The sequence below is a fragment of the Mesorhizobium sp. M4B.F.Ca.ET.214.01.1.1 genome (assembly GCF_004791545.1).
Taxonomy (GTDB): Bacteria; Pseudomonadota; Alphaproteobacteria; order Rhizobiales; family Rhizobiaceae; genus Mesorhizobium; species Mesorhizobium abyssinicae.
Genome location: NZ_SRUX01000002.1, coordinates 587,606 through 613,924 on the forward strand (window position 1 = coordinate 587,606; position 26,319 = coordinate 613,924).

Here is a 26,319-nt window from a genome sequence, read left to right on the forward strand (position 1 = left end):
TGGTTCGCCAGTGACTGCTCGGTTCAGGCGCGATGTCCTCGTGTTCTGGAAGTTCGGGCTGGCGATGGATACCACTATTGCTGGATCCTCGGCCTGTGCATCCTTGGCGGCCTCGCGTTGGAGAGGATGACACCGCAAGGATTGTTGCGCCGGGTCCAGTCGTCGGCCCTCAAACTTCTCAGTGCCCTCCGGCGTCGGCGGCGGCAGGACCCGCTCGGCCAAGCGCGGATCGGCAAAAATATCGGGCCTTTTCTCGCCCGGATCGGGAACGGCCCGACACCATGACGCCGGCATCGATTGGCGAAGGACTTGATGCCACAGCCGGCCGTGAAGGCCAGCACACATTCGAAGAAATGTATTGTCAAGAGAAGCATGCAGCCCGCCAACGCGCATTTCAGTTGACCGCTGTCTCTCAGAGCGGAGAAACGCGCCGCGCGTCCTGGCGGGCGCGCTTGCACGAAACAGTGCATAGGAGTTGGCTCTCGATTGCTGTTGCCCACAAAGGATGCGAAAAACTTCTCAAAAGACGAAAAGAAGCTTCTCGGGGGGAGTTGTGCCGAAAGTATTTTTGTCGATACAGGGGCTGCGCGGAATTGCTGCGCTGCTCGTCGTCGTGCATCACTACTACGCCACCTATGGTTCGATCCACAAACTGGCCGGCGGCGATCTGCCGTGGCTTCTCTCATATGGAAACTTGGCGGTTTTCGGCGCCGTTGGCGTGCCGATTTTCTTTGTGATCTCTGGATTGGTCATTGGTTTGCAGCGGTTTGAAACGGGAGCTGCGGGCATATATGACTTCATGGCTAAGCGGTTGGCACGCATTGCTCCCCTCTACTGGGTGATGACCCTCGCCTATGTTTGTTGGGCTTCACAATTGTGGACATGGCCGCAATTAGGCCGCTCACTGCTGTTCGTCGAGAGGCCTGTCACAGGCGAGCTTCCTGCGCTGGGGGTCGGCTGGACTCTTGAATACGAAATGTTCTTTTACATGGCATTCGCGGTCGCGGTGGTTTCCGGCATAGTTGGTACCAGGGCAAGGGGCGCGGCCATTCTGATCTCTGTCTTCGCGCTGATGGTTTACGTGAACTTATCGACCGATGCGGCGGTCTTCGGCTTTTCCGGAGCTCCGGTTATCTTGGAGTTCTGTGGCGGCTTAATCATCGCATCGACCATCCAGAACCGCGCCGTGACGCGGCTATGGCTGCCCTATCTCGTTGTCGCCCTGGCGATACTATTCCTTTCGACTACAGCCTTCGTCGGTGAGTCGCGAAACGTCATTTTTTCCATGTGGGGAGCCGGGGCCTTCTGCCTCGTGTTTGGGCTTGCCGCCGCAGAGGTCGAAGGTCGGGTCTTCATGCGTGGCCGCGCGTTTCAAATGCTAGGTACCGCGAGCTATGCGATCTACCTTGTGCATCTCGTCCTCCAGGGGAGCTTGTTAAAATGGCCGATCTGGTACTGGCGTTGGGACGAAATCATCGAGCCGCATCTCGGGCTTGTGCTCATGGTCTCGTTCGCTGCCTCCTGCGGACTAGTCGTCCACTACGGCTTCGAAGTTTGGGCCAACGCTTGGTTTCGGCGCTGGCTTTTACAATGGTCGCCGACGCGTCTTCAGCTCAGTCATCCTCAAATTGCCGATGGCGATGGTCCGCGTATCCGCGCTGTCGCACAGGAACCGAGCTGACACGCTGTTCTCGTGGCGCTGAGTGCGCCTACTTCCGCACGATCCAATCCAGCAAGTCTGGACCGATCGTCTGTGCGCCGGTGAAGTCGCTGACCATTTGCGCCGCAATTTCCGCCATCGAACTTCAGGGAATTCCGTCTTCAATGACCGATTTGTGGAAGGTGGCTCGTAGGATTTCGCGATCGAACGCCGACACCTTGGGCCGGACATTTCTGCTTCCCGGAAGCACAGCCATCACTTGATCCGGGTCACGGTGGCGCTGGCGCGTTGGCGCGTGCTTCGCAGCAATATGGGCCGCGAGTTGCTTTTCAGCCTCTGCAAAGTCAGATCGAGCGCAGCCAGTGCTATATCGCCTTCCGCCATCTTCGATGTACCAGCGGCCCGCTGCATGAGCGACCCGTCTTTTTTTCCGGTATTCGTCCCGCCAGACAAGGCGAGCTCCTTTGCTAGGGCGCGACATAGGCGTCGCATTTCCTCGATCGCCGCCACGGTCGTATATTCCTTGTTGGCGATTATTTCTGTGGTAAGGCGACCACGGCCGCGCTCTTTGCGGAGCCCTTTGACCGTCATCCGGAAAAGCAAGCTTGGCAGCAGAGTCTAGTCGCAAGGGCGCGTCGATGTCGAAGTCGGAAAACTTTGGCGCGATATCTCTCTCGCCATATAGTCTGATTCAGTGATGATCTTGATCTTGCATAGGCGAGCCGACGCTGTCGATCGAGAGACGTTTTTCAGCTCACAGCAATCGCTTTTGGCCCTAGTCCGACACCAGACTAAAAACTTGTCGGTGGTCACTTCAAAAAAGCGCGCATAAGTCATATTGTCCTTTTATTTTCAATATGATAGCCATAGTCTCCGTAAACAGCCGCACCCCGGTTTAACACTCTTTAAATCACATAAATTTCGGTGGAAAAAAGCCGGCGGGATCTCCGCCGGCTAGCTATCATGTCGGTAGGGTCGAGGCTGGATATGTCAGGGTCGCTTCGGCAGCAGCGACCAGACGGCCGGCACCAGGGCCGCGGCCAATGCCACCTTTATCAGGTCGCCGACGATGAAGGGCACGACACCGAACTGCCAGGATTTTTCGGCGCCGATCAGCATTGCCAGCCAGGCAAAGCCCATGGCCATCATGACGACTTCGCCGACCAGCATGGCATTGAAGAGCTTGACCGGATGACGGTCCCAACCACGGTCGGCGGCCCAGCCGACGATCGCAGCCATGACGACGAAGCCGGCCAGATAGCCGCCGGTGGAGCCGAGCATATAGGCGACGCCGATGCCCTTTTCCGGCGTGCCCTGGAAGACCGGAAAGCCCATGGCGCCCTCGGCCATGTAGAGAAGCAGCGTGGCGACGCCGAGGCGCAGGCCGAACGCCGACGCGATCAGCAGCACGGCCAGCGTCTGCAGCGAGATGTCGACCGGGCCGAGCACAACCTTGGTCTTGGCCGACAAGATGAGCAGCAGCGTCCCGACGATCGCCAGAAAAAGCTGCGTCGCCAGCCGCGCCGCGCCCTTTTCGGGCAGTGCCAGAGAAACAAGCGGACGCATCGTTGCTGCAAGTGCCATGGTATTCCTCATTCCGGACGGCCGCCGAAATGCGGCTTCGCTTTTTCCTATATTGGCTTCCGTGTTATGCGGCAATCGCTTTTGCCGTCTCACTGAACGGAGCTTCGCGTCGCCTCATGGCCCTCAAATTCGACACACGCTTCGATCCCGCCTACGGCCAGGCGGTGACGGTCGCCCCGGACGTGCAACGCGTCACCGCCGGGAATCCCGGTCCTTTCACCTTCCACGGGACCAACAGCTACGTGATAGGCCGCGAAACGCTGGCGGTGATCGATCCGGGTCCGGACGATGACGCGCATCTGCAGGCCCTGATCGAAACTATCGGCGGCAGGCCGGTCAGCCATATCCTCGTCAGCCATACCCATCGCGACCATTCCCCGCTGGCGGCGCGGCTGAAGGAGCGCACCGGCGCGACCGTGCTTGCCGAAGGCCCGCACCGCCCGGCCCGGCCGCTGCGAATCGGCGAGGTCAATCCGCTCGACGCCAGCGCGGACATGGCTTTCATCCCGGACGTCGCGCTCGCCGACGGCGCGCTGGTCCATGGCGACGGATGGACGATCAGGACGGTGCTGACGCCCGGCCATGCCGCCAACCACGCCGCGTTCGCGCTCGAAGGGACGGGCATCCTTTTTTCCGCCGACCATGTCATGGCCTGGGCGACCTCGATCGTCGCGCCGCCGGACGGCGCCATGGCCGACTACATGAGTTCGCTCGACAGGCTGATCGAGCGCGACGACCGGCTGCTGTTGCCCGGCCATGGCGGGCCGGTGACCAAGCCGCGCAGCTTCATGCGCGGGCTGAAGACGCATCGCAAGATGCGCGAACGGGCGATCCTGGAACGCATCCGCGGCGGCGACCGGACAATCAAAGAGATGGTGGCGACGATCTATCGCGACACCGACCCGCGCCTGCACGGCGCCGCCGGCCTGTCGGTGCTTGCGCATCTGGAGGACCTGGTAGCGCGCGGCCTCGTCGCCACCGACGGCGACGCGGCCATCGACGGCATTTTCACGCCGGCGGCATGACCATCATTCGGCCGGCGCGGGCCCGACCTGGCCGGCGACCTCCTGGTCGAGTTCGCCAAGGAAATCGACGATGCGGCCGGCATTGTCGCCGAGGTCGTAGCGGCCATAGCGAGAGGCCGAGCGCATGTCGACCACGACCGTATCGCCGTCATCGGCGATGCGGATCGCGACATCGGCGGGCAAGCCGAGCACGAAACTCCTGGCCAGCGCGTTGATCGTCACCTCGCTTTGCCCGTCGGTTTCGGGATACGGCCCCTGAAGCTGCCAGTCGCGGCGGTCGAGCACGGTTTCGACCGCGTCGACGACGGTCTCGAACGGCAGGTTGTAGCTGCGGCCGGTGACCAGCGGATAGGCATCGCCCTGCAGCCGCTGCTCGCCGGGCGTGGGTGGCGACAGCACGTTCATGTCCGCCGTCCGGTCCGATGTGTCGAGCACCGGCGGATCGTCGAGATCGGTCGAAATGTCCCTCAGCGGCGGCGAGGTCGTCGCCCAGTAGGCGGCGACGCCGAAGGGGGCAAGCACCAGAAGCGCCAGCAGCGCGCCGACCGACAGGTCGCGTCCACCGCGATCGCCGAAATTCCACAGCCTCGACAGGGCGAAGCCGGCAAACAGCAGGGCGAAGGCGGCAAGCAGCGCGACGATCGCCAGCACCCAGAGGAATACAGGCGTTTCGACGAGGTCGAGCTGATGGCCGACAAGCACTGTCAAGAGCAGGACCAGCGAAAAGGCCGCTGTCCGCCGCGACCAGCCGGCGGCGCTCGACGTCTGCCGTTCAGCAACAACAACCATATCCGCCGCACCAACCCGAACGATCTTCAGAGCCTCTGACGGCTGCCAGAAGCCTCAAAAACGCCCATCCCGTCAATCCGTTGGCAAGCGATAATCCCTGAACTGCTCACGCAAGGTGATTTTCTGGATCTTGCCGGTGGCGGTGTGGGGAATTTCGCCGACGAAGGCGACGTCGTCGGGCATCCACCATTTGGCCACCTTGCCGCTCATGAAGGTCAGGATGTCGGCCTTGCTCGGCTCCTTGCCCGGCTTGCGCACGACGACCAGCAGCGGCCGCTCGCCCCATTTCGAATGCGGAACGCCTATTGCCGCCGCCTCGGCGACATCGGGGTGCCCGACGGCGAGGTTCTCAAGGTCGATGGTCGAGATCCATTCGCCGCCCGACTTGATGACGTCCTTGGCGCGGTCGGTGATCTGCATGTAGCCACCGGGATCGATATGGGCGACGTCGCCGGTGTCGAACCAGCCCTCGGCGTCGAACTGTTCGGAACCAACACCGCCATAATAGGCGCGCGCGATGGCCGGGCCGCGCACCTTCAGCCGCCCGAAGGTCTTGCCGTCCCAGGGCATCGCATTGTTCTCGTCGTCGGTCACCTTCATCTCGACGCCGAAGGGCGGATAGCCCTGCTTGCCCTGGATATCGAGCCGCGCCTCGCCCTCCAGCACGGCATATTCCGGCTTCATGGTGCAAAGCGTGCCGAGCGGCGACATTTCGGTCATGCCCCAGGCATGGATGACATGGACGTCGTAGTTGTCCTGGAATTTCTGGGTTATGGCGCGCGGACAGGACGAGCCGCCGATGACCACCTTCTGCAGATGGGGAAGTTTGCTGCCGGTCTCCTCCAGATATTGCAGCAGCATCATCCACACCGTCGGCACGGCGGCGCTGAAGGTGACCTTCTCGGTATCGAGCAGCTCATAGATCGAGGCGCCGTCCATCTTGCAGCCCGGCATCACCAGCTTGGCGCCGATCATCGGCGCGCTCTGGCCAAGGCCCCAGGCATTGGCATGGAACATCGGCACGACCGGAAGGATGACGTCGCGGGCCGAAATGCCCATGGCGTCGGGCATGGCCGCGATCATGGCGTGCAGCACGTTGGAACGGTGGCTGTAGAGCACGCCCTTGGGATCGCCCGTCGTGCCCGAGGTGTAGCACATGCCGGCGGCAGTGTTCTCGTCGAACGTCTTCCAGGCGAAGGCGCCATCGGCTTCGGCGAGCCACTCCTCGTAGGCAACCGCGTTCGGCAGCGCCGTCTGAGGCATATGCGCCTGGTCGGTCAGCACGATGATCTTGTTCAGCGATTTGACCGCGCCGGCGATCTTTTCCAGGACCGGCACGAAGGTCAGGTCGACGAAGATCGCCTTGTCCTCGGCGTTGCTCATGATCCAGGCGATCTGTTCGGGAAAGAGGCGCGGATTGAGCGTGTGATAGACCGCGCCGATGCCCATGATGCCGTACCAGGCCTCGATGTGGCGCGCCGTGTTCCAGGCAAGCGTGGCGATGCGGTCGCCGAGCCTGAAGCCGTCGCGCTCCAGCCGCTGCGCGACCTTCAACGCCCGATGATGGACCTCGGCATAGGTGGTGCGCACGATCGGTCCCTCGATCGAGCGCGATACGATCTCGCGTCCGCCATGCTGCCGCTCGGCATTGTCGATCAGCTTGTGGCAAAGCAGCGGCCATTCCTGCATCAGTCCAAGCATTTGTTCCTCCCCTGCGCTTTGGCGATCCTTTTTGCGGCATTGTGGGACGAACCGGCGGATTGTCCAGCCGTAAGCGCTGAAAGCGTTGCATTCCTTGAAGACCCTGCGCAAACCGCCACAATCCGGCCATCGTCCGCGTTAAGTTTCGTTAATGGGCTGGGTGCGCGATTGGCGAATGAAAGAGGTTCGCATGGACACGCAGCTCGACGACAAGGCGCCGGAAGACCTGGAACTCGAAAACTCGCTTGCCGAAAGTCTGGCCAATCTGGCGCCGGACACCAGGACGGTCTCCGAAGATGAATTCGTCGAGGTTGTGGGCGGCGCCCTGGAGGCGGTCGGCGGCACGCTGCTGTTCAAGATGTGCGTCCAGAACGACGGCGAAGACCAGCACGTTGCGGCTGCCTGTGTCGGAGACGGCGGCAATCGACAATTCCTGCTGCTCACCCTGCCGGCCGTCGGCGGCGCGCTGAAGGTCGAGACCGCATCGAGGAGCACCAATCCGGTGGCCGGCATCGCCGCCGCCTATGCCGGGCTGATGGACGTGTTCCAGACGGCTGCCTGACGATTTTCTCGACGGCTCGCCCTGAACGCCGCCCCGGCGTGATTTCGTTTGGGCTTGCGCCGGCTGCCTGCACGACACACCTATTGCGGGCGACCTCTCAATCGGACAAGGACAGCCCGCCAATGGACCAGATCGCCAACCCCGCCCCCGGCTTCCAGCGCAATCCCGGCAAAGTCATCACTGTCGAGTCCTTTAGCGGCACCGTCACCGTGCGCGCCGGCGAAACGGTCATCGCTTCCTCGACAAGGGCAAAGCTCCTGTCGGAGCCGCCCTATCCTGCGGTCTTCTACATTCCTTTCGACGACATCGATTTCAGCCAGTTGGCCAAGACCGGTCACTCGACGCACTGCCCTTATAAGGGCGATGCCAGCTATTGGAGCGCGCTGCCGGCCGGCGAGACCGGCAAGGATGCGATGTGGGCCTATGAGCGGCCCTTCGACGAGATGACGGAGATCCGCAATCACGGCGCCTTCTATCCGAGCAAGGTGACGATCGAGGCCACGCCGGACTGACATGCTGCCTTGCCGGACGGGACGAGGCCAAAGCGTGGCCTGACCGATCAGTCGGTGGTGCCGTCGTTGCCAACGCCGTCGGCATCGTCGAGCCGCACCAAGGTCAGACCTTTTGCCTTCAGCGCCAGCAGGCCCTGGACCACGCCTTCGCCGGCGGCATGGGTCGGCTGGTTGATGTGGGCGATGATGACGTCGCCATCCTTGGCGGCGGCGATGCGGCGGGCGGTTTCCCTGGCCCCCAGAAGCGAGCCGCCATCGCCGTTGATCGAGAAGCCCGCGACCTTGAAGCCGAGCTTGCGGATCGTGGCGATGGCCGACGGGCTGTATTCGGCGGTGGCGCCACGAAACCATCTCGGCGCCGGCTCGCCGGTGCCTGTGAGTGCCGCGGCACCCGATTCGACCTCGGTCAGCACCGCTTCCGGGCTGCCGGCACTGCGGATGCCATAGATCTTGCGCGGCGTGTCGACCGCCGGGATATGGCGGCCGCCATGATTCTCCAGCTCGAACAGATCCGGATGGGCGCGCATGATCTCGACGGCGGCGGCGTTGCGCTTCAGCCAGATGCCGGTGACGAAAATGGTGGCCGGGATGCGGTTGTCGACGAGCGCCGAGAGGATGCGGGTGTCGGTCTGGCCGCCGCAGGCGTCGAGCGTCAGCGCGACGCGGCCGCTGCCGCCTGCCTGCGGTTTCAGATGCAGCGTCGGCTCGACAAGCGGCGCGGCGCCGGCCGTGGACACGGCGCAAACCGACAGCGCAATCGCGCAAAGATGTTTCCGCAAGAGACGCATGATCGATTTCCGGGCCGGTGGTCGAAGCAGGATGGTTGCAATATCCAGCCAAAAGACCCGCATCAAGGCGAAAATCGGGACGGCGCCCGTGCGAAGAACGCAGTCACGAGAATTTGCTTCAGGCGTAGCGCGAGAGCGCGTTTGCCGTTTGCTTTTCGGTGCGCGCAAGGATCTCGCGCACGGCGTCGGTTACAGGTCCGACTTCCAGGCGCCAGACGCAGCACGCCTTGCTCGGGTCGGTCGGCTTGCAGAAGTCGCTTGCCACGCATTCGCAAGGCATGGAGGGCTGCAGCGCGATGCTCGCCACGCCGACCGGCCCCCAGCGGATCGGATTGGTCAGCCCGTAGAGGCCGACGACAGGGGTGCCCGCTGCCGCCGCCATATGCATCGGACCGCTCTCATTGCCGAGGAAAAGCCGCGCCTCCTTCAGCAGCGCCAACAGCGTTTCGAGCGAAAGCGCACCGACAAAGTTGACGACCGGCGAGGCTGTCCTCGCGGCAATCTCGTCGGCCGCTTTGTGCTCGTCCGGGCCACCGACGAGCACGAAATCCAGCCCGGTCTCGCGCGCAATCTCGTCGATGACGGCGGCGAAGCGCTCCGGCTGCCAGCGCCGACCGAGAAAACTCGCCCCGGCATGCACCGCGACAAAACCGCTTCGCCTGAGATGGTATTTGTCCAGCAAGGCGAGCGCCCGCGCCATTTCCACAGCCAATGGGCGGATCGACGGCGCTCTCGCGCGCAGGTCGACGCCAAGCGCCTCGAGCGGCGAAAGGTATCGGTAGAGATAGTGCCGCTCACCGAAGCCGAACGGCCTGGCCCGGACGTTGGCCGGCTGACGCTCGTGCCAGCGCAAGGGCCTTTCGGACGGATGGTAGCCGACCCTGGCCGGGGCGTTGACGAGGCTGCTGATGATGCGTGAGGTCTTCGAATCGGTCAGGTCGATCGTCATGTCGAAGCGGTGCCGGCGCAGCCTGCGCACCATCGAATACAGCTCGCGCCCTCGCTGCAGCGGCGATCCGCGCATCATGGCGCGGCGGAACGTGACGACATCGGAAGCGATGCCGTGGGCGGTGAGGAAGCTGGCGAAACGTGCCTCGCAAAGGAACACGATCCCGACGCCGGGATAGCCGAGCTGGAGGTTCCTGGCCAGCGCCGAGGCGAGAACGAGATCGCCGATGAACTTCGTCTGTAAAATGAGGATCGAGCGGAAGGGAGCGGGGGAAATCTGCAACATCTGTCTCGGGCGCCGGGGGGATCGGAGACCCTGGAGACTGGGCGGAAACGATGTCGAGAATGGGGGCCGCCACGCGCACGTTCGCGTGACTTTGCTTACAAAACCGTAAGGCGGCGAGCCCACCGGCATGCCGATCGGCTAGCCGGAGCATTCCCTGGCAAGCCAGGGAATGCTCCGCCCGGGATTGTGGTTTTGTCGCGGATTCCGGTCGGAAATCCGTGCGACACCGCGACCGAAAAGATCAGTCGCGTTTTGCTGATGTCTTTGCCACCTTCACCGCGGCCTGCGCCGCGGCCAGTCTGGCGATCGGCACGCGGTAGGGCGAGCACGACACATAGTCGAGGCCGACCTCCTCGCAGAAGCGGATCGACGACGGATCGCCGCCATGCTCACCGCAAATGCCGAGCTTGATCCCGGGCCGCGTCGCCCTGCCCTTTTCGGCCGCGATGCGCACCAATTCGCCGACGCCCTCTATGTCGAGCGACACGAACGGATCCTGCTCGATGATGCCCTTCTGCCGGTAGGTCTCCAGAAAGGAGGCCGCATCGTCGCGCGAAATGCCGAAAGTGGTCTGGGTAAGATCGTTGGTGCCGAAGGAGAAGAACTCGGCCGCCTCGGCGATGACATGGGCGCGGATGGCCGCGCGGGGGAGCTCGATCATCGTACCCGTCAGGTAGTCGATCTTCGTGCCGGTTTCCTGCATGACGCTGGCGGCGACCGCGTCGATGCGCGCCTTGACGTAGTCGAGCTCCTTCACGATGCCGACCAGCGGCACCATGATCTCCGGCACCACCAGCGCGCCGGCCTTGTGGCCGGCCTCGACGGCCGCCTCGAAAATGGCGCGCGCCTGCATCTCGGCGATCTCGGGATAGGAAACCGCAAGACGGCAGCCGCGATGGCCGAGCATCGGATTGAATTCGTGCAGGGCCTCGGTGCGCTGCCGGAGCTTGTCGGGCGACACATTCATGGCGGCGGCGACCTCGGCGATCTCCGCCTCGGTCTTGGGCAGGAATTCGTGCAGCGGCGGATCGAGCAGCCGGATCGTCACTGGCAGGCCGGCCATGATCTCGAACAGTTCGAGAAAATCCGAACGCTGCATCGGCAGGAGCTTGGCAAGCGCGGCGCGCCGGTCCTTTTCGGTATCGGCCAGGATCATCTCGCGCATGGCGACGATGCGGTCGCCATCGAAGAACATGTGCTCAGTGCGGCAAAGCCCGATGCCCTCGGCGCCGAAGGAGCGCGCCATGCGCGCATCGAGCGGCGTTTCGGCATTGGTGCGCACCTTCATGCGGCGAGCGGCGTCGGCCCATTCCATGATGGCGGCGAAATCGCCCGACAATTCCGGCTGCAGCATGGCCACCGCGCCCTTCAGCACCTGGCCGTTGGCGCCGTCGATGGTGATGACGTCGCCCTTGCGGAAGGTCTGCCCCATCGAGATCAGCGTCCCGGCCTTGTAGTCGACGCGCAGCGAGCCGGCGCCGGACACGCAGGGCTTGCCCATGCCGCGCGCCACCACCGCGGCATGGCTGGTCATGCCGCCGCGCGTGGTGAGGATGCCTTCGGCGGCGTGCATGCCGTGGATGTCCTCGGGGCTGGTCTCGATGCGCACCAGGATCACCTTGCGGCCTTGCGCCTTGGCGTCCTCGGCATCGCCCGAGGAAAAGACGATCTCGCCGGTGGCGGCGCCCGGCGAGGCAGGCAGGCCGACGCCGATGACGTCGCGGGCGGCCTTGGGGTCGATGGTCGGGTGCAAGAGCTGGTCGAGCGAGGCGGGATCGATGCGGGCGACCGCTTCCTCCCTGGTGATCAGCCCGTCCCTCGCCATCTCGACGGCGATCTTCAGCGCCGCCTTGGCGGTGCGCTTGCCGGACCTGGTCTGCAGCATCCAAAGCTTGCCGCGCTCGATGGTGAATTCGAGATCCTGCATGTCGCGGTAGTGCTTTTCCAGGCTGTCGGAAATGTCGACGAAAGCCTGGAAGGCTTCCGGCATCAGCTTCTGCAGCGACGGCTTGTCGGAGCCGGCGGCGATGCGCGCCGCCTCGGTGATGTTCTGCGGCGTGCGGATGCCGGCGACGACGTCCTCGCCCTGGGCGTTGACCAGGAACTCGCCATAGAGTTGTTTTTCGCCGGTCGACGGGTTGCGGGTGAAGGCGACGCCGGTGGCGGACGTGTCGCCCATGTTGCCGAACACCATGGCCTGGACATTGACCGCCGTGCCCCAGCTCTCGGGGATGTCGTGCAGGCGCCGATAGGTGATGGCGCGGTTGTTCATCCAGGAAGAGAACACCGCTCCGATCGCGCCCCAGAGCTGTTCTTTCGGATCCTGCGGAAACGGCTTGCCCAGTTCCTCCTCGACCTTGGCCTTGTAAAGCGTGATCACGCCCTGCCATTCGAGTGCCGTCACCTCGGTGTCGAGCTCATGGCCGAGGTTCGCCTTCTCGTCCTCCAGGATCTCCTCGAAAACCTCATGGTCGAGACCCATGACGACGTCGGAATACATCTGGATGAAGCGGCGGTAGCTGTCATAGGCAAAGCGGGCATCGCCGGAATCGGTGGCCAGCGCCTCGACCGTCTCGTCGTTGAGACCGAGATTGAGAACGGTGTCCATCATGCCCGGCATGGAAGCGCGGGCGCCTGAGCGGACCGACACCAGGAGCAGCTTCGCCGGATCGCCGAAACGGCGGCCGGTCAGCCGGCCGATATGATCGAGCGCTACCGCGACATCCGCCTCGAGCTCGGACGGATAGGTGCGGCCGTTGGCGTAATAGGCGTTGCAGACCTCGGTGGTGATGGTGAAGCCCGGCGGCACCGGCAGCCCGAGGCTGCACATCTCGGCCAGGTTGGCACCCTTGCCGCCGAGGAGATTGCGGTCGCCGGCACGGCCTTCTGCAGCGCCATCGCCGAAGGTATAAACCCACTTGGTCATGCTCGCCCTCCAACGGTCGCAGATTGCAGGTTGGCGAAGCCTGTGGCCTTGGCTCCGCCCTGTCCGAATCGAGCGATATGATGCTGCACTGCGAAAGGCAAGGCGTCGGCAAAGCCGGCCGGCCGCTACAATCGATTAAGGAAAACCGCTAAAATCGATTAACTAAAAGCTGCGTCAAAAAGACCGAATGATTCCGAGGCCACCAGAATGGATGCAACGAGAGTATCCGGAGAGCGCCATGCAACCTGTCATAGGTCTCATCATCAGGAATACATTGCAAAATGCAGAGCCGCTAAAATTCCGCGCGATAGATCCAGGCGCTGCCGAAATCGAGCGGCCAGGATTTCGGTCAACCACGTCAGCAGACGTGCCCGTATGATTTTTTGTTGACAGCGAACCCCACTCCAATATTACCGGCCTAACTTTCCAAACAGAAAAAGCGAATGATGAAATTCGGGTCGAGCGGCGTCCGAGGTTTGGCCTCGGAATTGGTTGGGAAGCCCAGCGGACTCTATACCGCGGCGTTCGCCTGGCGCCTGGCTTCAAGCGGCTTGCAGTCGAGCGGCCCGGTCTTTGTCGGCCGCGACAAGCGCGACAGCAGCCCCGCGATTGCCGACAATTGCATGGCGGCACTGGCCGCGAGCGGATTCCAACCGATCGATTGCGGCGTCATCCCCACCCCGGCCCTTGCCCTTTATGCCCAAAAGCATGGCGCGGCCGCCCTGATGGTGACCGGCTCCCATATTCCCGCCGACCGCAACGGCATCAAATTCTATCGCCCGAATGGCGAGATCGACAAAGCGGACGAGGCTGCGATAACGCAGTATGTCGCCGAAAGGTCAAACGTGTACGATCCGCCGGCGCCTGCCGAAACGGCCTGGCCATCGCATCACGATGAAGCCGTTGCCGGCTACCTAGAGCGCGCCAACGGCATTTTGGGGCCGGATTCGCTATCCGGAATGAGAATCGGCGTCTACCAGCACAGTTCGGTCGCGGCGGAATTGCTGGTGCAGGTCCTTCGGTCTTTCGGCGCCGAGGCAGTTCCTGTCGGAAAGAGCCAAACCTTCGTGCCCGTCGATACCGAAGCCGTGGATGCAGGCACGCTTGCGAAGCTGAAGGGCTGGGCCCGCGAATTCGCGCTCGACGCCATCGTGTCGACGGACGCCGACGCCGACCGCCCGCTTGTCGCCGACGGGAACGGTGATCTGTTCCGGGGCGACCTGATCGGGCTGGTTACGGCTCTTTTCGTCGCGGCGGATACGGTGGTGACGCCCGTGACCTCCAATTCGGGCATTTCAGATGCCCTGGGTTTCGAGGTGAGGAGAACGAAGGTCGGGTCCCCCTTCGTCATCGCCGGCATGGAAGCGGCGTACCGCGATGGCACGGTCGTCATCGGCTTCGAGGCCAATGGCGGCGTTCTCCTGGGGTCGAATTGCCAGTTGAATGGAAAGACGTTGCCCGCGTTGCCGACGCGGGACTCGCTCCTCCCGATCCTGGCCGTGCTTGGCACCGTCGCATCTACGAAAAGACCACTGTCGCGCTTGCGCGAGCTTTGGCACCTTCCATTCTGCGCCAGCGAGCGCCTCGAGAACTTCCCGCTCGAGAGCTCGCGCAAATTGATGACCGAGCTCGCTGGCCCGGATGCGCTGCAGCAGTTCCTGGCCCCGTTCGGTACCGTCGCCGAAATCGATGAAACCGACGGCCTCAGGGCGCGGATGGATAGCGGTGAGATCATCCATTTGCGGCCGTCCGGAAATGCGCCGGAATTGCGCTGCTATTCGGAGGCCGCGACCTATCACAGGGCGACTGCGATCGTGGCGCTGACGCTGGAGAAGGCGCGGGCATTCGCATCCACCGGCCCAGAGGTCGCCTCATGAAAGTCGTTCCGGTCATCATCAGCGGCGGAGCCGGCTCGCGCCTGTGGCCCGCCTCGCGGCAGTCGCACCCCAAACCCTTCCTCAAGGTGGCGGACGGGCATTCGCTGATCCAGCACACCGCCTTGCGCGCCGCCTCGATCAAGGACGTCGTCGAGCTTGTCACCGTGACGTCGCGGGAGCACCTCTTCCTGACGACGGACGATTTCGACGAACTCGACCCCGTCGTTGCGCAGCGCACCTTCCTGCTCGAGCCGAAGGGGCGCGATACCGCCGCCGCGGTGGTCGCGGCCGCGATCCACGTCAGGACAACGCAAGGCCCCGAGGCCATTCTGTGCATTTTCCCTGCGGACCACATGATTGGAAACGTGGCGGCCATGGCCAGGGCCATCGAACATGCCGGGCAAGGACGCATCGCGACGCTGGGGATAAACCCAACCAGACCGGACACGGCCTTCGGCTATATCGAGGCGGACGGCGAAAAGGTCGCCCGCTTCGTCGAGAAGCCGGATCTGGAGACCGCCAGGGCCTATGTCGCGTCCGGGCGCTTTTCCTGGAACGCCGGCATCTTCTGTTTCCAAGCACGGGTCATGCTCGAAGAAATGGCCAAGCATTGTCCCGCGGTGATCGAGGCCGTTCTCGCCAGCTATGAGGACAGCGGATCAGCCGGGGCGAAGGCTTTGCGAACATCGAACTCTCGGCGGAGCATTTCGCCGTGGCGCCGCGCATTTCACTCGACCATGCGGTGATGGAAAAGGCGCAAAACCTGGCCGTCGTTCCCTGCGACATGGAATGGAACGACATCGGATCGTGGAACGCGATGGCCGAACTGGTCGCCCCCGACCAGAGCGGCAATCGAATTCGCGGCGACGTTCGCATGGTCGACACCGCGGGCAGCTACGTCAGCTCCGACAAACGCCTTATCGGCACGGTCGGCGTCAGCGACCTGGTGATCGTCGATTCCCCGGACGCATTGCTGGTGGCAGCCCGCGACCGCGTCCAGGACGTCAAGAAACTGTTCGAATCCCTCAAGGCTTCCGGACATGAAGCGCATTTGCTTCACAGCACCGTGCACCGGCCGTGGGGCACCTACACGGTTCTGGAGGAAGGCGAGCGCTTCAAGATAAAACGCATCGAGGTGAAGCCTGGCCGGCGGTTGAGCCTGCAGATGCACCACCATCGCTCGGAGCACTGGGTCGTGGTCAGCGGCTCGGCAAAGATCTTCAATGGCGACGAGGAGCTGTTCCTGGCGACCAACCAGTCGACCTACATCCCGTGCGGCCACAAGCATCGGCTCGAGAACCCGGGCAAGATCGACCTGGTGATCATCGAAGTCCAGAGCGGCGATTATCTCGGCGAGGATGACATCGTGCGGTTCGACGACGTATGCGGTCGCACCTGACAATTCATTGGCTCGCAGGGTTGGCGGGCAAAAACTACACACACAGGGGCTGGGACGGGGCAAACATCAGACACACCGAGAGCATTGATGACAAAGACAGCATTGATAACCGGCATCACCGGACAGGACGGCGCCTATCTGGCGGAACTCCTGCTGGCAAAGGGGTATTAGGTCCACGGACTTGCGCGGCGATCGAGCACGGCCGACGTCAACACGACGCGCCTGAAATGGCTTGGCATCGAGAAAGACGTCAGGATCGTCGACTGCCCGGACGGACTTGCGGGACGAAGCTCGGCGTTATAGAACATAACAAGAACATAGCAAGGAGTTGCGCCATGAAACTGACCGGGAAGCTCGACTATCTGGAACTGCCGGCGACCGGCGGCACGCTGGATAGCGTGAAAGCCTTCTACAGCGCCGCGCTCGGCTGGTCCTTCACCGACTACGGGCCGACCTATTCGGCCTTTGCCGAGGGGCTGGACGGTGGTTTCCAGGCCGATGCCGGCGAAGCCGCCGCGAAGCCGCTGCCGGTGCTCTATTCGGAGGCGCTGGAGGAAACGCTTGCGGCGGTCGAGAATGCCGGCGGCGCCATCGTCAAGCCGATCTTCTCGTTTCCAGGCGGACGACGCTTCCATTTCACCGATCCGGCCGGCAACGAGCTGGCCGTCTGGGGCGAATAGACGCAAACTGACCGGTCCTCGGGCCGCCCCTCGGACAGGCGCGCCGGTCAGTCGACGGCGAAACATGCGGCAAGATTACCTTGGATGAGACCTGTCCGAGCATTGAGCTTTGCGCCGGCTCGTCCTATAAGGCCGCGCGCAACGGCACGTTGCGGCTGTTGGGGCGTCGCCAAGTGGTAAGGCATCGGTTTTTGGTACCGACATTCCCAGGTTCGAATCCTGGCGCCCCAGCCAACAAACCCTTAACTGATTGTTCTAGCTCACTTTCTTCACCGAAAGGAAGCACCGAACACCCCCTTGCTACAATTGACTGCTACAAATCAGGGCGGGGACGTCGGCTACTCAACGTGGTTCGACGAGACGGCGTGTTTCATTTCCGGCGAGTCGTACCCTCGCCGCTGCGATCTCGGATTGGACGTTCTGAACTGGTCCGGAGCCTATCCACAAATGCCGTGGCCTCTGCCAGAATGCGCGCTGATTTGCTCTATAGACATTCTGAAGGACTTTTCGCGGCCGCCGCCTCCATGCTCTCATCCGATGAAATTTCCCGGCTGGTGAAAGACTTTTATCAGCTCACCCTGACCATTGACGATCATCGCCGGCTATTCCCGGACCAGCCGTGGTCCGAGGAGGACCACCGAGCGCGATCGGACTACCTCGATCAAACGCTGGTCGAGCAGCGGGACGCTCTGCGGAAGAATGATTTCGAGAAAGCCAATCCAGCAACACAAGTGGTGATGGCTCGCAGCAATGTGGCCGAAGGCGACCTCCGTCCGGGCGAGTACAATCAGATCCGCCAAGCGATCTTGCGGGCCAGTATCGACATTATAAGTGAGCTACGGGCACGCCAGGATGGCGACTTCAATCACGACCCGCGAGACAGATTGCTCAAAGATGCGCTTAGTGGACCGACCGACGCGTCAGAGCGACTGAGCAAGGCCTCTGCCCTCTCGGTCGTAGCGCCCTCTCCGCCTCCGCCAAGCGGCGGACCAAATTTCTCGGAAATTGCAGAGGCCTTCCGCTCGGATCAGGTCGTAACTAAGATCTGGGACCAGCAGACGGCGGGACAGGCACGCGCAACATACCGCCTATTCGTCGAGATTTGCGGCGACCGTCCGCTCAACGCTTTCACGCGCGCCGATGCCGACGAATTTCGCAAGAAGGTCCAAAGGCTGCCCTGGGACTATTCCAAGGCCCCCGCCTATCGCGGGCGCACGGTCGAAGAGATTTTGACGGTTGCCGCGGCGCAGGCTCGAACAAGAGAAGTCCAGCTGATAACCCAGCGCACCGTGAAGCGACATTTCTCCGCTCTGAGCGGGCTTTGGCAATCAGCGCTGTCTGCCGGGGCAGTGGGTCAAAACATCTTCAGCGGTTTTCGCTTCGGATCAACAAAAAGGGCTTCCGAGCAGCGCGACGCGTGGACCTTGCCAGAGCTGAAAGTTCTCTTCCAGTCGCCAATTTATACCGGCTGCAAATCCGAACTGCGCCGTGCCGACCCAGGGTCTCTGATATTGAAAGACGAAAAATACTGGCTGCCGCTAATAGCACTTTTCTCCGGAATGCGGCAGGAGGAGATCGCCCAACTCCATGTCGAAGATGTCAAGGTTGCTGATGGAATCACCTTCTTTGACATCAACGATAGACCGCCAAGGATGCTTAAGAATGCAAACGCGGCCCGCCAGGTGCCACTCCACTCGACGCTCATCAAAATCGGCTTCCTTGATTATGTCGAGCACTGCCGGAAGGGCCGCCAGACCAGACTGTTCCCGAACTTGAAACCTGGCGGCGCCGATAGTCGACTTGGCCATTCATTCTCAAAATGGTTCACCCGATATCGCCGGGACATCGGCGTCTACCGTAAAGGCCTAGACTTCCATAGCTTCCGTCACACGGCCAGCACTTTGATGCATCAAGCCGGCGTCGAACGAGCTGTCCTTGATCACGTTACTGGCCATTCGACGCCGGGCGAGACCAGCCGTTACGTTAAGGCGTCGGCCTTGGCCCAACTTCAGTTGGCTATCGATACGATCGATATTGGTTTTGATCTGCCAGGGTTGCTTGAAGCCGGGCCCAACGTGAAGGCGTTTGTCCGTCCGCAGCTGAAATACCGGAAACAAAGGCGCCGGCCGCCGAAAAACCACGAGGCTGGTTGATTAGCAGTTCGATTACTCGGAGGCCGCCAAGGATCAAACCAGCCCCTGCCAGAGATCGTGCCTAGCCCTTTGGAGGCGTAATCCAATATCCAAAAACAAAGCCCACCGCACTATAGGCCCATCTCAGCGTATCAACTGGGTATTTGCCGTGAAGGATCACGTAAAGCGCGGACCCTAAGACGGCGACAGAAACCAAAATCGCCATTATTTGGGCAAGCGTGAAATGAGGTCTCGTGAGATGAGAATATTGGTTGGCGATGGTTCCGAGCATTCCGATCAAGACAATAGCCAAAAAAGGATCGTCCACTGCTTTCTCCCCCGCTAATATTAGGAGGAAATTATAAGACCCTGTGTCCGACCGCAATCCGGTCCTTCAGGATAAATTCGCCGGCCCTTCAAGCCTTTCCAGCCCATTTGTCTTATAGAGTGCGTGCGCTGAGAGCACGCCCGAAAGGAAAAGCACTGCCCAAAATGGACAACAATGAAAGCGCCAGACACCTTATTTCGCCGTTGATCGACCACCATGCCATCTCGTCGATCTGCGTAACTGATTCCCATGTCAGCCAGATATTGTCGGATGTAGAATTATCTGACTCCATAGGCGATGGAAAATTCATCGAACTACGCCTACGGCTGATTGATTTCTACACCGTAATATACACCGAATTCGATCAAGCCTACAAAATTGGCCGCAGCGAACTCTTGGGGAGTATTGATGCCGTACGCAACGCGATTCGAGCTCTCTTGAGCAAATTCGAGGAGGAAACACCCTTCGCCACAGCTCTACGCGCCGCCGAACTCGGGCTTCTCGCACGTCAGGGAATCGACAAGAATCGGTTGAGACTTCCTCTCGCCTTGTCGGATCTTGTTCCCGCTCTAGAGAGCATCGACGCGGTTGCTAAGTACCTCAGCGAGGAACAGGATCGCTTCGACAAACTTAGCCCATCGGAAAAGATTCGTTGGCGATTCGACGGAGCCAGCCGTTTGGAGCGAACCGCTCACGAACAGCTCTATCCATACCTGCGCAACCGCCAGGACGATAAGCCGGAGCACTACGCTATCCGTATGATCGCCGATATCTACACATGGCTCTACGACCGAGAATTCGGGGTTACCACAGTGCCTGACGGCCGCCCTGGGAGTGAATACGGCCTGCAGTACAAGGGGCCGGCGATCCGATTCGCATGCTCGATCGTCAACCGTCTCGGTCTTCGACGTGTTTTCGGCGTCGACGAGCCCACCCAATCAGCCGACGGCTCGGAGAGCCAAACCCGCTGGAAGCGGGGTAAGGCTGCGGATGTCAGGCTCGCTAACAAGATCGGGCAGCTCTGGACGAATGACAAGCGACGGAACAGACCAAAGCCTCGCCGTGGGTGGCCAGACGACAACCCCCGCAATTGACCAAAACCTGTCGAGGCGGCTGGAGGATGCTCGATGCCCTCAAGCTCCTTGGGAAGTGCACCCATTCAAGGCGTCGCGACCCGCCTAGGCTGAAACCTAGCGGGCGCAGGCCAAGATGAGCCGTGTTTCCCGAACGGCATGCTGTAAGCCCATCGCGTCGGTGTGATCCTTCCCCCAAAATTCAGCTAGCTCGTTCCATAGTTCCGCGTAGTCTCTGCTGCTGGCTGTCGCCCGCATCTCCAACTGATTCACCAATTGCAACAGCGTCGCGAGGTGAGGACGCCAAGACGGCGCGGGCGCGCGCTCGAGATTTCGGTCGGCCAAGTTGACAAGGACCGCTCTCATCCGATCCAGCGCGAGTTCCGGCTCTGCCTTCTGCAAGATTGATAGATGACCCAAAGCTAGCGGCTCGACCTCTCGAAACATCGACACCCAGTCGGCCAACGCATCGGTTCGCCAATCCAGATCCAGTGCCCGAGCTGCGTCTCTCTCGGTGAAGGCCTTGTCCTTGACGACCGCAAACACCGCTTGTGCAAGGAGGCCTGGTAATCCCGCACCCTTCTCGACAACTAGGTCGACGACACCGGCACCAAGGCCACCGAGGTCCTCCGGCGCACAAAAACGCGACGCAAGCCTGGTCGCGGCCTCATCCTCCAGTCGAGACAAACGATGAACCTCGCACCGAGAAACGCCGGTGGCGCTGAGTGCCTTCATGTCGCGGCCGCAGACGATAAAGAGGGTGTCCTGGTCACTTTCCTCGATCGTCTTCAAGAGGGTGTCGATCAAGCGACCTGCCCGTTCGGGGTTTTGAATAATGACGGTTCGGCGCTTGGCGAATGATCGAAAGCGAATGCGCTTCAACCAATCTCGTACCGAGGACGGATCGGCGCCGTGTACGGCGCCATCAAGCTGGACCAGGCTAAAACTGCCGTTGTCGAACGAACTGCAGGCCTCGCATTTGCCGCATGGTGAACGGGATTCTTGAGGGTACCCTTCGCAGAGAAACGCCCGTGCGTAGGCGAGAGCCAACGTCTCCTTGCCCACGCCGTCAGGTCCAAACAGATAAAGTGGCGAGTGTCTGCCTGCGGCGAACCGCTTCTTTACGGCATCTACAACCACTCGATGACCAACGATGTCATCCAAGGAGTGAGCACGTTTTCTGGGTTTTGCGTCTCCGCTGAATTCATCAATGGGGACGATCGGTGCTGAACTTCGGTCGCACAGGATTGCACGCAGCCGCTGGATCCAACCAGGTTCGTTTGCTTCTCCTTTCCCAAGGTATTCTGTGAGCGCATGACAAAGGCTCAGCTCTGCTTCAAGCCCGTCACCTTCTTGAACAACTCGGCTCGCATCGGAAATGTTTCGCCAGAGCCCAGACAGCCGATCCCGGTCCGACAACTCACTGCGGAAACGATAGTCGCGCAGCATCTGTTCGACGGTGTAGACGAAGGAGTCGGGCAACACCTGTTCGTCGCCTTGATCGTACGCGGCAGCGCGCAGCCTTGCAGTCCACGCGACCACCAAAGCCGTCCACAGGACGAGGTCGTGGCCCATGACGTCCTTGGTCCGCCCGCCGAGACGCCTGGCACTGAGACGATGCAATTCGTCGACGAGCAAACTTTTGGACCACCCATTCCTCAATCTCAAATCGATCGCATGAGCGATGTCGGCCTCGTGGCTCGAGAGCGGGTCGCGCACAAAGGCCACCAACGGTCGAGCCAAAAGACTACGCTCCTTCGCTTCCGTCTCCAGTTGCGCGTCGTCGACCAGCCGGCCCGATGCCATATCGACATGTAGCGCCACATAGCTGTCGAACGCATGGACCAGCTCTGGTACCGCTACCTTGCCGCCTGATAGGTGGGCCTCGAAACGGACTTTGAGCTCTTTTGTTTCCAGGGCCTGCTGCGGAGCCAGGTCGCAGCTTATCCGGAGAAAATCCCAGATCGCCGCGGGGACTGCGTCGGTTGCTATGATTGGCTCCTCGAGCATCAAAACGCCGTCGGCGCCGATCCACGAACGATCGGAAAACAACCGAGACCCGTAACTGGCGAAGATCGCGACGTTGGACGTCGAGGGGCTAGTGATCGTCGAAATCAACGAAGCAATGTCCACGCCGGCTCCGCTCGAAAGTTCGCAGAAGTATGCGCCAGGAATCAAAGAAGCGCCACTTCCCACAATCTCAAGTTCCGACGGCTCGCATTGATGAAGGTCCAGACCATGCTGTCCGTAGAGATCCCGCAGAGTATCCATCAAACGGCGCCGCAGAGCGCCGGTCCGCATCCGGTAGACAAGCACGCGGGCTGGCAATTGCGGTTTGAGCAGAAACTCAACGTCAAGAGCGGTTGTCATGGCATGGCCCTCCACCAGCCTGTCCAGTGCCGACGCCGGGCTTTCGCTGTGGCCCACTCGGCAGTAAGCCGCTGCCTTTCGGCATTGACACGTTCCGCGTCATAAATCGCCAAATCTGCCACTTGCTGACGGCGGCTCGCGCACTCCTTGATGCGATCCCTGTGCTCTTTCAACTCCCATCCGGATGTGAGGTGTCCCAAAGCTCTATCGTCGAACGCTGACAGGAACTCCATGCCGTTCGCAGTGGCTGCGTCAATGGCCGCGTTGCCGACAAGGCCCTGGAAGTACAGTACCCTAAACGGCAGCATCCCCGGCTGCCGCCAGTCTTTTCTTATGCCAATGTCCCTCAAGGCGCGAGTGGCGCCTTGATCGTCTTCAATAAAGGCCTCTCCACCGAGACCCGCGCAAAGCTTGAACACTTGGGCCCAATGAAATCTCATGCCCTTGTTGTCATTGGAGAACGACACCTCGACGTCGTGCCCGTCGGCGCCGCCGTTGGCCTGGTCTCCCCGGTCGCACCACCTTCGAAGTCTTGGACCGCGGGATGGATCATCAAGACCCTCAATGTGAGCACAGACGTATCCGATGACATTGCCCGTCCCACTCGCCTCCAACACGGTAATCGAAGCAGTGGACCGAGGCAGATCAGGTCCGCCAACCTGCAAGGCGCGAACGAAGTCCGCAATGAACGTTGTTGTCGTCGCAAGCTTGATGTCGGAGGCTAACGGCCGGATTTCGAAAGCAGCGTTCATCGTCCAGCCTGTTGCCTGCGTGAACCAGCTCGCTCGATTTACGATTTCGCGGACATCTTTGAGACTGAGGCTTTGCTGATCGCCCAGCTCGTCGTCGCCCTGGCCTAGCCCCAGCAGATCGGCGTCAGGGTATTCTCGATGCCGATCGCTATGATATTCGGCAAGTAGATCGTGTTTTGCCGCTCTGAAGTGATTAGCTCGCATGGGAGGAGTTGCCGAATGGTTCAGCGAACCTGCCAAGCGATGGTTGACCAGATCCTGAAATAGGGCCAGTCGCAGCTGGAAATCAGCTTCCTGGACTGAATGCGACCGATCCCAAAATGACAACATGCGCTCCCAATAGGGAAGGAGCTGGATCGATGACTGAAGGCCCAGTCGGCGACAAAATCCTTCAACAATGGCGGCTCGACCGTCCTTGATCGAGAACGTGATTGGGTCACCGACGAAATCAACGCCGAGAATGTCGCAGTATCGGATCGATGTGAGGAAGGCGCGAATCCAATCGATCTTGACCGATAGCTCCTCCGGCCAATCAGCCAGCACTTTCAGCTGTCTGCCCTCGTCGCCGCTCGCCAGGGCCAGAAACAGCTCGACGAGGCGCTCGGTTTGATCGAGGCCGAACATCTCCTTGACGGCGGCGACGGTGACGGCCGTATCCAGGCCTCCGACCTGGTCGAGACCCATCAGCAGATCACGGGGATAGCCCCGCTTGATTGACGCCAACAACGCCAGGCCGTCGACATCGTACTCGATGCCCTCACGATCGGCGACATCGCGCAAAAGCCGGACGGCATCGCTTAAACCGAGACGCCGCACCTCAAGACGCATAAGACGCGATCGAAGCGTATACCTCAAGGCGCTTGGCTCTGTCGTCGCGAAGACGAAAGCAACGCCTGGCGCTGACTCTTCTACTCTCTTCAGAAGGCTATCCGCAGTCCTTGGGGATAGACCGTGAGCCTCGTCGAAAAAGAGCACTGACGTCTTGTGATCGACCGGCGTTCGATAGCGGCCCTCGAGCCAAGCTGCGACGTCGTCCTCGCTCCCACCCTTACCAGGCACATCGTACTCGAACAGGCCGTCGCGATCCGTGCAGAAGGCGCATATGTTGCAGGGTGAACCATCCACAGCAACGTTGGAGCAATTGAGCGCCTTGGCGTAGATGCGAGCCAACGTCGTCTTGCCCGACGCGTGCGAGCCGCACAGAAGGAGATGTCTCGGTCGCGCCTGGCAGAGCACCAGGCGCGACAAATAGCCAACAGCATGCGGCTGGCCCAACACGTCCGAAAACCGCGTTGGGCGATACTTGTTTGCGAGGTCCACTGTTCTCACTCCGGCAGTTCGGTGCCGCCAGGTTCAAGGTCCGGCGATGCTGCTGGCGATGCGGGCGTTGGTGGCGTTGACGGTGATGATGGTGGTGGCGGAGGTGGCGGAGGTGACGGAGGTGGTGCAGATGGCGGGGCTGGTGGAGGTGGTGGTGATCGCGGGGGTGGCGAAGATGGCGGGGCCGCTGCAGGCAACACGCCCGCAGCACGGCGCTTGAAGATGTAGACATAGCCGGTCTTGAGCTTCTGCCTTCCCGAGAATGGAACGTCGGGGTTGTCGGCGTTCTTGAGAATGTCGTTCGAGAACGCCTGCGGGCTAGGTTCTTGTCTCGTTTGCTTCATGTAAAGCTCATGCAGCTCACCGGCCATGACACCGGATTTGTGTGAGATCGCCCGGACCTCGGGAGAATTTACGTCCAGCCTTTTCAACCACGACAGGATCGGGCTTTCGGGAATGAAGCGACCTTGATGCCGGTAAAGTTGCGTGAGGAATACCCGGATGGGCGACGGCTCGAACGGCGACACCGAACGCCACAGCAACTCGTAATCAAGCGCCTTCACGGTCTCCCAAACGCGTTCACTACCGCCCTTCTCTACCGATCCGTTTCGGAACGGCATCATCGCGAAGCGCCTGTTGCCGGTCTCGTCGCGGACCAAGTGTTGGATTTGCGTGTTGGCCGTTCCAATGAACGACGAAAGCACCCGGTGACGCGCGGTGGAAGATGTACCAAGGCGCCGGTTCGTCGCGATATCCGCCGTCAGCCAGGACTTGAGGATGGGTACGGCCCGCGGCTCAAGCGCTTGCATGTCATCGACAACAACTACCGGGAAGCTGAAAATCTGCCCTGCCCGCGTGTCGGCGATGTCGCTGAGAAAGGCAAATGAGGCAAGCTCTTCAAGCTGTGCAACCAGCGCCTTCACGAAGGTAGTTTTGCCGGACCCTTGGTCGGCCCCCCAGACGATCGGCATCAAGTGATGCTGCATCGGCAGTCGCAGCGCCTTCGTCTTTACCTGCCAGACGAAGTGCTGGAGGATCGCCACACTCAGGTTGCTGTCCATGGCGAAGAGCGAGGCGACATCCGACCACTGCGATCGTGCGGCGACGATCTCGACATCGCGAAGCTTGCGTTCGATCAGAGGACCCAGCACCGCTTCCCGGCGTGCCCCTTTTTCGCGCTTCACCACCTGTCGGCAGGCGGTCGAGATGGCTGACCGCTTGAACGAATAGTGCTCCTTCTGCGCGAACAAGACCATCCGGTCAGTCAGATCTGCGATCGTCTCGTCTTCCTTGGCGAGCGTCTGTTTCACGGTCTCGGGCGTCGCTGGCTTTGGTTCGGAGCCGAGCTGCGCAATCGCACCGTCGTAGAGAATCCGAATGCGGTGGAGGCGAAGGAAATCAGTCACAAAGGCAACCGGATCGCTCTCGTGTAGACGTGGTGGCGGAGGGACCGAGACATCATTGGTCTCCCTCGACAAGAGTAGATCGGCGCCCTCGGCAAGGTCGGGCTGATGAGTTAGTTCGATCGCTGCAGGCTCAGCCGGCAATTTTGTGATGTCGTCCATAGCGGGTTCTCCGTTGCTAACGGACGCATAGATAGTTCCTCA

Annotated in this window: 19 protein-coding genes, 1 tRNA gene and 2 pseudogenes; 11 read left to right on the forward strand and 11 right to left on the reverse strand. The window is 61.3% G+C overall.

All coding sequences use genetic code 11. The features are described from left to right. Positions 1 to 553: 553 nt before the first annotated feature. Positions 554 to 1,681, forward strand: a complete 1,128-nt coding sequence (locus EN857_RS06095) for an acyltransferase (protein WP_187331204.1) — start codon at positions 554 to 556, stop codon at positions 1,679 to 1,681. A gap of 234 nt (positions 1,682 to 1,915) precedes the next feature. Here EN857_RS06095 and EN857_RS06100 read toward each other — a convergent pair whose 3' ends face one another. Next, positions 1,916 to 2,251: an excisionase gene (locus EN857_RS06100; protein WP_127310387.1), complete on the reverse strand. Its 336-nt coding sequence runs from the start codon at positions 2,249 to 2,251 to the stop codon at positions 1,916 to 1,918. Between the two features lie 399 nt (positions 2,252 to 2,650). Beyond that, the gene (locus EN857_RS06105; protein ID WP_135858110.1) at positions 2,651 to 3,244 is read right to left on the reverse strand and encodes a biotin transporter BioY; all 594 of its coding nucleotides are present in this window, start codon (positions 3,242 to 3,244) and stop codon (positions 2,651 to 2,653) included. A 116-nt stretch (positions 3,245 to 3,360) separates the two neighbouring features. Between EN857_RS06105 and EN857_RS06110 the strand changes: the two genes are divergently transcribed. Next, positions 3,361 to 4,269 (forward strand): MBL fold metallo-hydrolase, encoded by a 909-nt coding sequence (locus tag EN857_RS06110; protein ID WP_127393295.1) that lies wholly within the window; start codon positions 3,361 to 3,363, stop codon positions 4,267 to 4,269. 3 nt (positions 4,270 to 4,272) lie between these two features. Here EN857_RS06110 and EN857_RS06115 read toward each other — a convergent pair whose 3' ends face one another. Together EN857_RS06115 and EN857_RS06120 are read right to left on the reverse strand one after the other, a co-directional pair. Further along, positions 4,273 to 5,058: a DUF1499 domain-containing protein gene (locus tag EN857_RS06115; RefSeq protein ID WP_135858113.1), complete on the reverse strand. Its 786-nt coding sequence runs from the start codon at positions 5,056 to 5,058 to the stop codon at positions 4,273 to 4,275. Positions 5,059 to 5,130: 72 nt separating this feature from the next. Then, positions 5,131 to 6,759, reverse strand: a complete 1,629-nt coding sequence (locus tag EN857_RS06120) for a fatty-acid--CoA ligase (protein WP_128346981.1) — start codon at positions 6,757 to 6,759, stop codon at positions 5,131 to 5,133. Positions 6,760 to 6,949: 190 nt separating this feature from the next. Between EN857_RS06120 and EN857_RS06125 the strand changes: the two genes are divergently transcribed. Next, complete coding sequence (locus tag EN857_RS06125; protein WP_127393254.1) at positions 6,950 to 7,321, forward strand: hypothetical protein; 372 nt, start codon at positions 6,950 to 6,952, stop codon at positions 7,319 to 7,321. A 122-nt stretch (positions 7,322 to 7,443) separates the two neighbouring features. Continuing rightward, a complete protein-coding gene (locus EN857_RS06130; RefSeq protein ID WP_127393253.1) occupies positions 7,444 to 7,833 on the forward strand; it encodes a DUF427 domain-containing protein in 390 nt (129 codons plus the stop codon). 47 nt (positions 7,834 to 7,880) lie between these two features. Here EN857_RS06130 and EN857_RS06135 read toward each other — a convergent pair whose 3' ends face one another. The 3 genes from EN857_RS06135 to ppdK all read right to left on the reverse strand — a co-directional run bounded on the left by EN857_RS06135 (position 7,881) and on the right by ppdK (position 12,781). Next, complete coding sequence (locus EN857_RS06135) at positions 7,881 to 8,621, reverse strand: polysaccharide deacetylase family protein (RefSeq protein WP_127393252.1); 741 nt, start codon at positions 8,619 to 8,621, stop codon at positions 7,881 to 7,883. Positions 8,622 to 8,739: 118 nt separating this feature from the next. Continuing rightward, a complete protein-coding gene (locus EN857_RS06140) occupies positions 8,740 to 9,855 on the reverse strand; it encodes a glycosyltransferase family 9 protein (protein ID WP_128346062.1) in 1,116 nt (371 codons plus the stop codon). Positions 9,856 to 10,096: 241 nt separating this feature from the next. After that, positions 10,097 to 12,781, reverse strand: a complete 2,685-nt coding sequence (ppdK, locus tag EN857_RS06145; protein WP_135858116.1) for a pyruvate, phosphate dikinase — start codon at positions 12,779 to 12,781, stop codon at positions 10,097 to 10,099. 446 nt (positions 12,782 to 13,227) lie between these two features. Between ppdK and EN857_RS06150 the strand changes: the two genes are divergently transcribed. From EN857_RS06150 to EN857_RS06175, 6 genes and pseudogenes are all read left to right on the forward strand, one after another. Continuing rightward, a complete protein-coding gene (locus EN857_RS06150) occupies positions 13,228 to 14,658 on the forward strand; it encodes a phosphomannomutase (RefSeq protein WP_127284016.1) in 1,431 nt (476 codons plus the stop codon). After that, positions 14,655 to 16,057: pseudogene (locus EN857_RS36290) on the forward strand (mannose-1-phosphate guanylyltransferase/mannose-6-phosphate isomerase). Before EN857_RS06150 ends, EN857_RS36290 begins: the two are co-directional and overlap by 4 nt. A gap of 87 nt (positions 16,058 to 16,144) precedes the next feature. After that, a pseudogene (locus EN857_RS06160) lies at positions 16,145 to 16,291 on the forward strand (GDP-mannose 4,6-dehydratase); the annotation flags it as partial. 101 nt (positions 16,292 to 16,392) lie between these two features. Beyond that, positions 16,393 to 16,737: a VOC family protein gene (locus EN857_RS06165; protein ID WP_127284010.1), complete on the forward strand. Its 345-nt coding sequence runs from the start codon at positions 16,393 to 16,395 to the stop codon at positions 16,735 to 16,737. Between the two features lie 159 nt (positions 16,738 to 16,896). Further along, positions 16,897 to 16,971 (forward strand) — tRNA-Gln (locus EN857_RS06170). A 113-nt stretch (positions 16,972 to 17,084) separates the two neighbouring features. Continuing rightward, positions 17,085 to 18,890: a site-specific integrase gene (locus tag EN857_RS06175; RefSeq protein WP_348630766.1), complete on the forward strand. Its 1,806-nt coding sequence runs from the start codon at positions 17,085 to 17,087 to the stop codon at positions 18,888 to 18,890. Positions 18,891 to 18,951: 61 nt separating this feature from the next. Here the strand turns inward: EN857_RS06175 and EN857_RS06180 are convergent, their stop codons facing one another. Next, positions 18,952 to 19,197, reverse strand: a complete 246-nt coding sequence (locus tag EN857_RS06180) for a hypothetical protein (RefSeq protein ID WP_135858117.1) — start codon at positions 19,195 to 19,197, stop codon at positions 18,952 to 18,954. A 164-nt stretch (positions 19,198 to 19,361) separates the two neighbouring features. Between EN857_RS06180 and EN857_RS06185 the strand changes: the two genes are divergently transcribed. Continuing rightward, positions 19,362 to 20,291: a hypothetical protein gene (locus EN857_RS06185; RefSeq protein WP_135858119.1), complete on the forward strand. Its 930-nt coding sequence runs from the start codon at positions 19,362 to 19,364 to the stop codon at positions 20,289 to 20,291. 96 nt (positions 20,292 to 20,387) lie between these two features. Here the strand turns inward: EN857_RS06185 and EN857_RS06190 are convergent, their stop codons facing one another. The 3 genes from EN857_RS06190 to EN857_RS06200 are packed head-to-tail and all read right to left on the reverse strand — an operon-like array spanning position 20,388 to position 26,277. Then, positions 20,388 to 22,640: a hypothetical protein gene (locus EN857_RS06190; RefSeq protein ID WP_135858122.1), complete on the reverse strand. Its 2,253-nt coding sequence runs from the start codon at positions 22,638 to 22,640 to the stop codon at positions 20,388 to 20,390. Further along, on the reverse strand, positions 22,637 to 24,712 hold the full coding sequence (locus EN857_RS06195) for an AAA family ATPase (RefSeq protein ID WP_189521633.1): 2,076 nt from the start codon (positions 24,710 to 24,712) through the stop codon (positions 22,637 to 22,639). Before EN857_RS06195 ends, EN857_RS06190 begins: the two co-directional genes overlap by 4 nt. A 5-nt stretch (positions 24,713 to 24,717) precedes the next feature. Then, positions 24,718 to 26,277 (reverse strand): primase-helicase family protein, encoded by a 1,560-nt coding sequence (locus tag EN857_RS06200; RefSeq protein ID WP_135858126.1) that lies wholly within the window; start codon positions 26,275 to 26,277, stop codon positions 24,718 to 24,720. Between the last annotated feature and the right edge of the window lie 42 nt (positions 26,278 to 26,319).

Bases quoted from the DNA above. Each gene is read 5' to 3' on its own strand.
- EN857_RS06135 (WP_127393252.1), bottom strand. From the start codon at position 8,621: ATGCGTCTCTTGCGGAAACATCTTTGCGCGATTGCGCTGTCGGTTTGC.
- EN857_RS06140 (WP_128346062.1), bottom strand. From the start codon at position 9,855: ATGTTGCAGATTTCCCCCGCTCCCTTCCGCTCGATCCTCATTTTACAG.
- EN857_RS06125 (WP_127393254.1), top strand. From the start codon at position 6,950: ATGGACACGCAGCTCGACGACAAGGCGCCGGAAGACCTGGAACTCGAA.
- EN857_RS06185 (WP_135858119.1), top strand. From the start codon at position 19,362: ATGGACAACAATGAAAGCGCCAGACACCTTATTTCGCCGTTGATCGAC.
- EN857_RS06120 (WP_128346981.1), bottom strand. From the start codon at position 6,759: ATGCTTGGACTGATGCAGGAATGGCCGCTGCTTTGCCACAAGCTGATC.
- ppdK (WP_135858116.1), bottom strand. From the start codon at position 12,781: ATGACCAAGTGGGTTTATACCTTCGGCGATGGCGCTGCAGAAGGCCGT.
- EN857_RS06110 (WP_127393295.1), top strand. From the start codon at position 3,361: ATGGCCCTCAAATTCGACACACGCTTCGATCCCGCCTACGGCCAGGCG.
- EN857_RS06100 (WP_127310387.1), bottom strand. From the start codon at position 2,251: ATGACGGTCAAAGGGCTCCGCAAAGAGCGCGGCCGTGGTCGCCTTACC.
- EN857_RS06165 (WP_127284010.1), top strand. From the start codon at position 16,393: ATGAAACTGACCGGGAAGCTCGACTATCTGGAACTGCCGGCGACCGGC.
- EN857_RS06150 (WP_127284016.1), top strand. From the start codon at position 13,228: ATGAAATTCGGGTCGAGCGGCGTCCGAGGTTTGGCCTCGGAATTGGTT.
- EN857_RS06190 (WP_135858122.1), bottom strand. From the start codon at position 22,640: ATGACAACCGCTCTTGACGTTGAGTTTCTGCTCAAACCGCAATTGCCA.
- EN857_RS06105 (WP_135858110.1), bottom strand. From the start codon at position 3,244: ATGGCACTTGCAGCAACGATGCGTCCGCTTGTTTCTCTGGCACTGCCC.
- EN857_RS06115 (WP_135858113.1), bottom strand. From the start codon at position 5,058: ATGGTTGTTGTTGCTGAACGGCAGACGTCGAGCGCCGCCGGCTGGTCG.
- EN857_RS06130 (WP_127393253.1), top strand. From the start codon at position 7,444: ATGGACCAGATCGCCAACCCCGCCCCCGGCTTCCAGCGCAATCCCGGC.
- EN857_RS06200 (WP_135858126.1), bottom strand. From the start codon at position 26,277: ATGGACGACATCACAAAATTGCCGGCTGAGCCTGCAGCGATCGAACTA.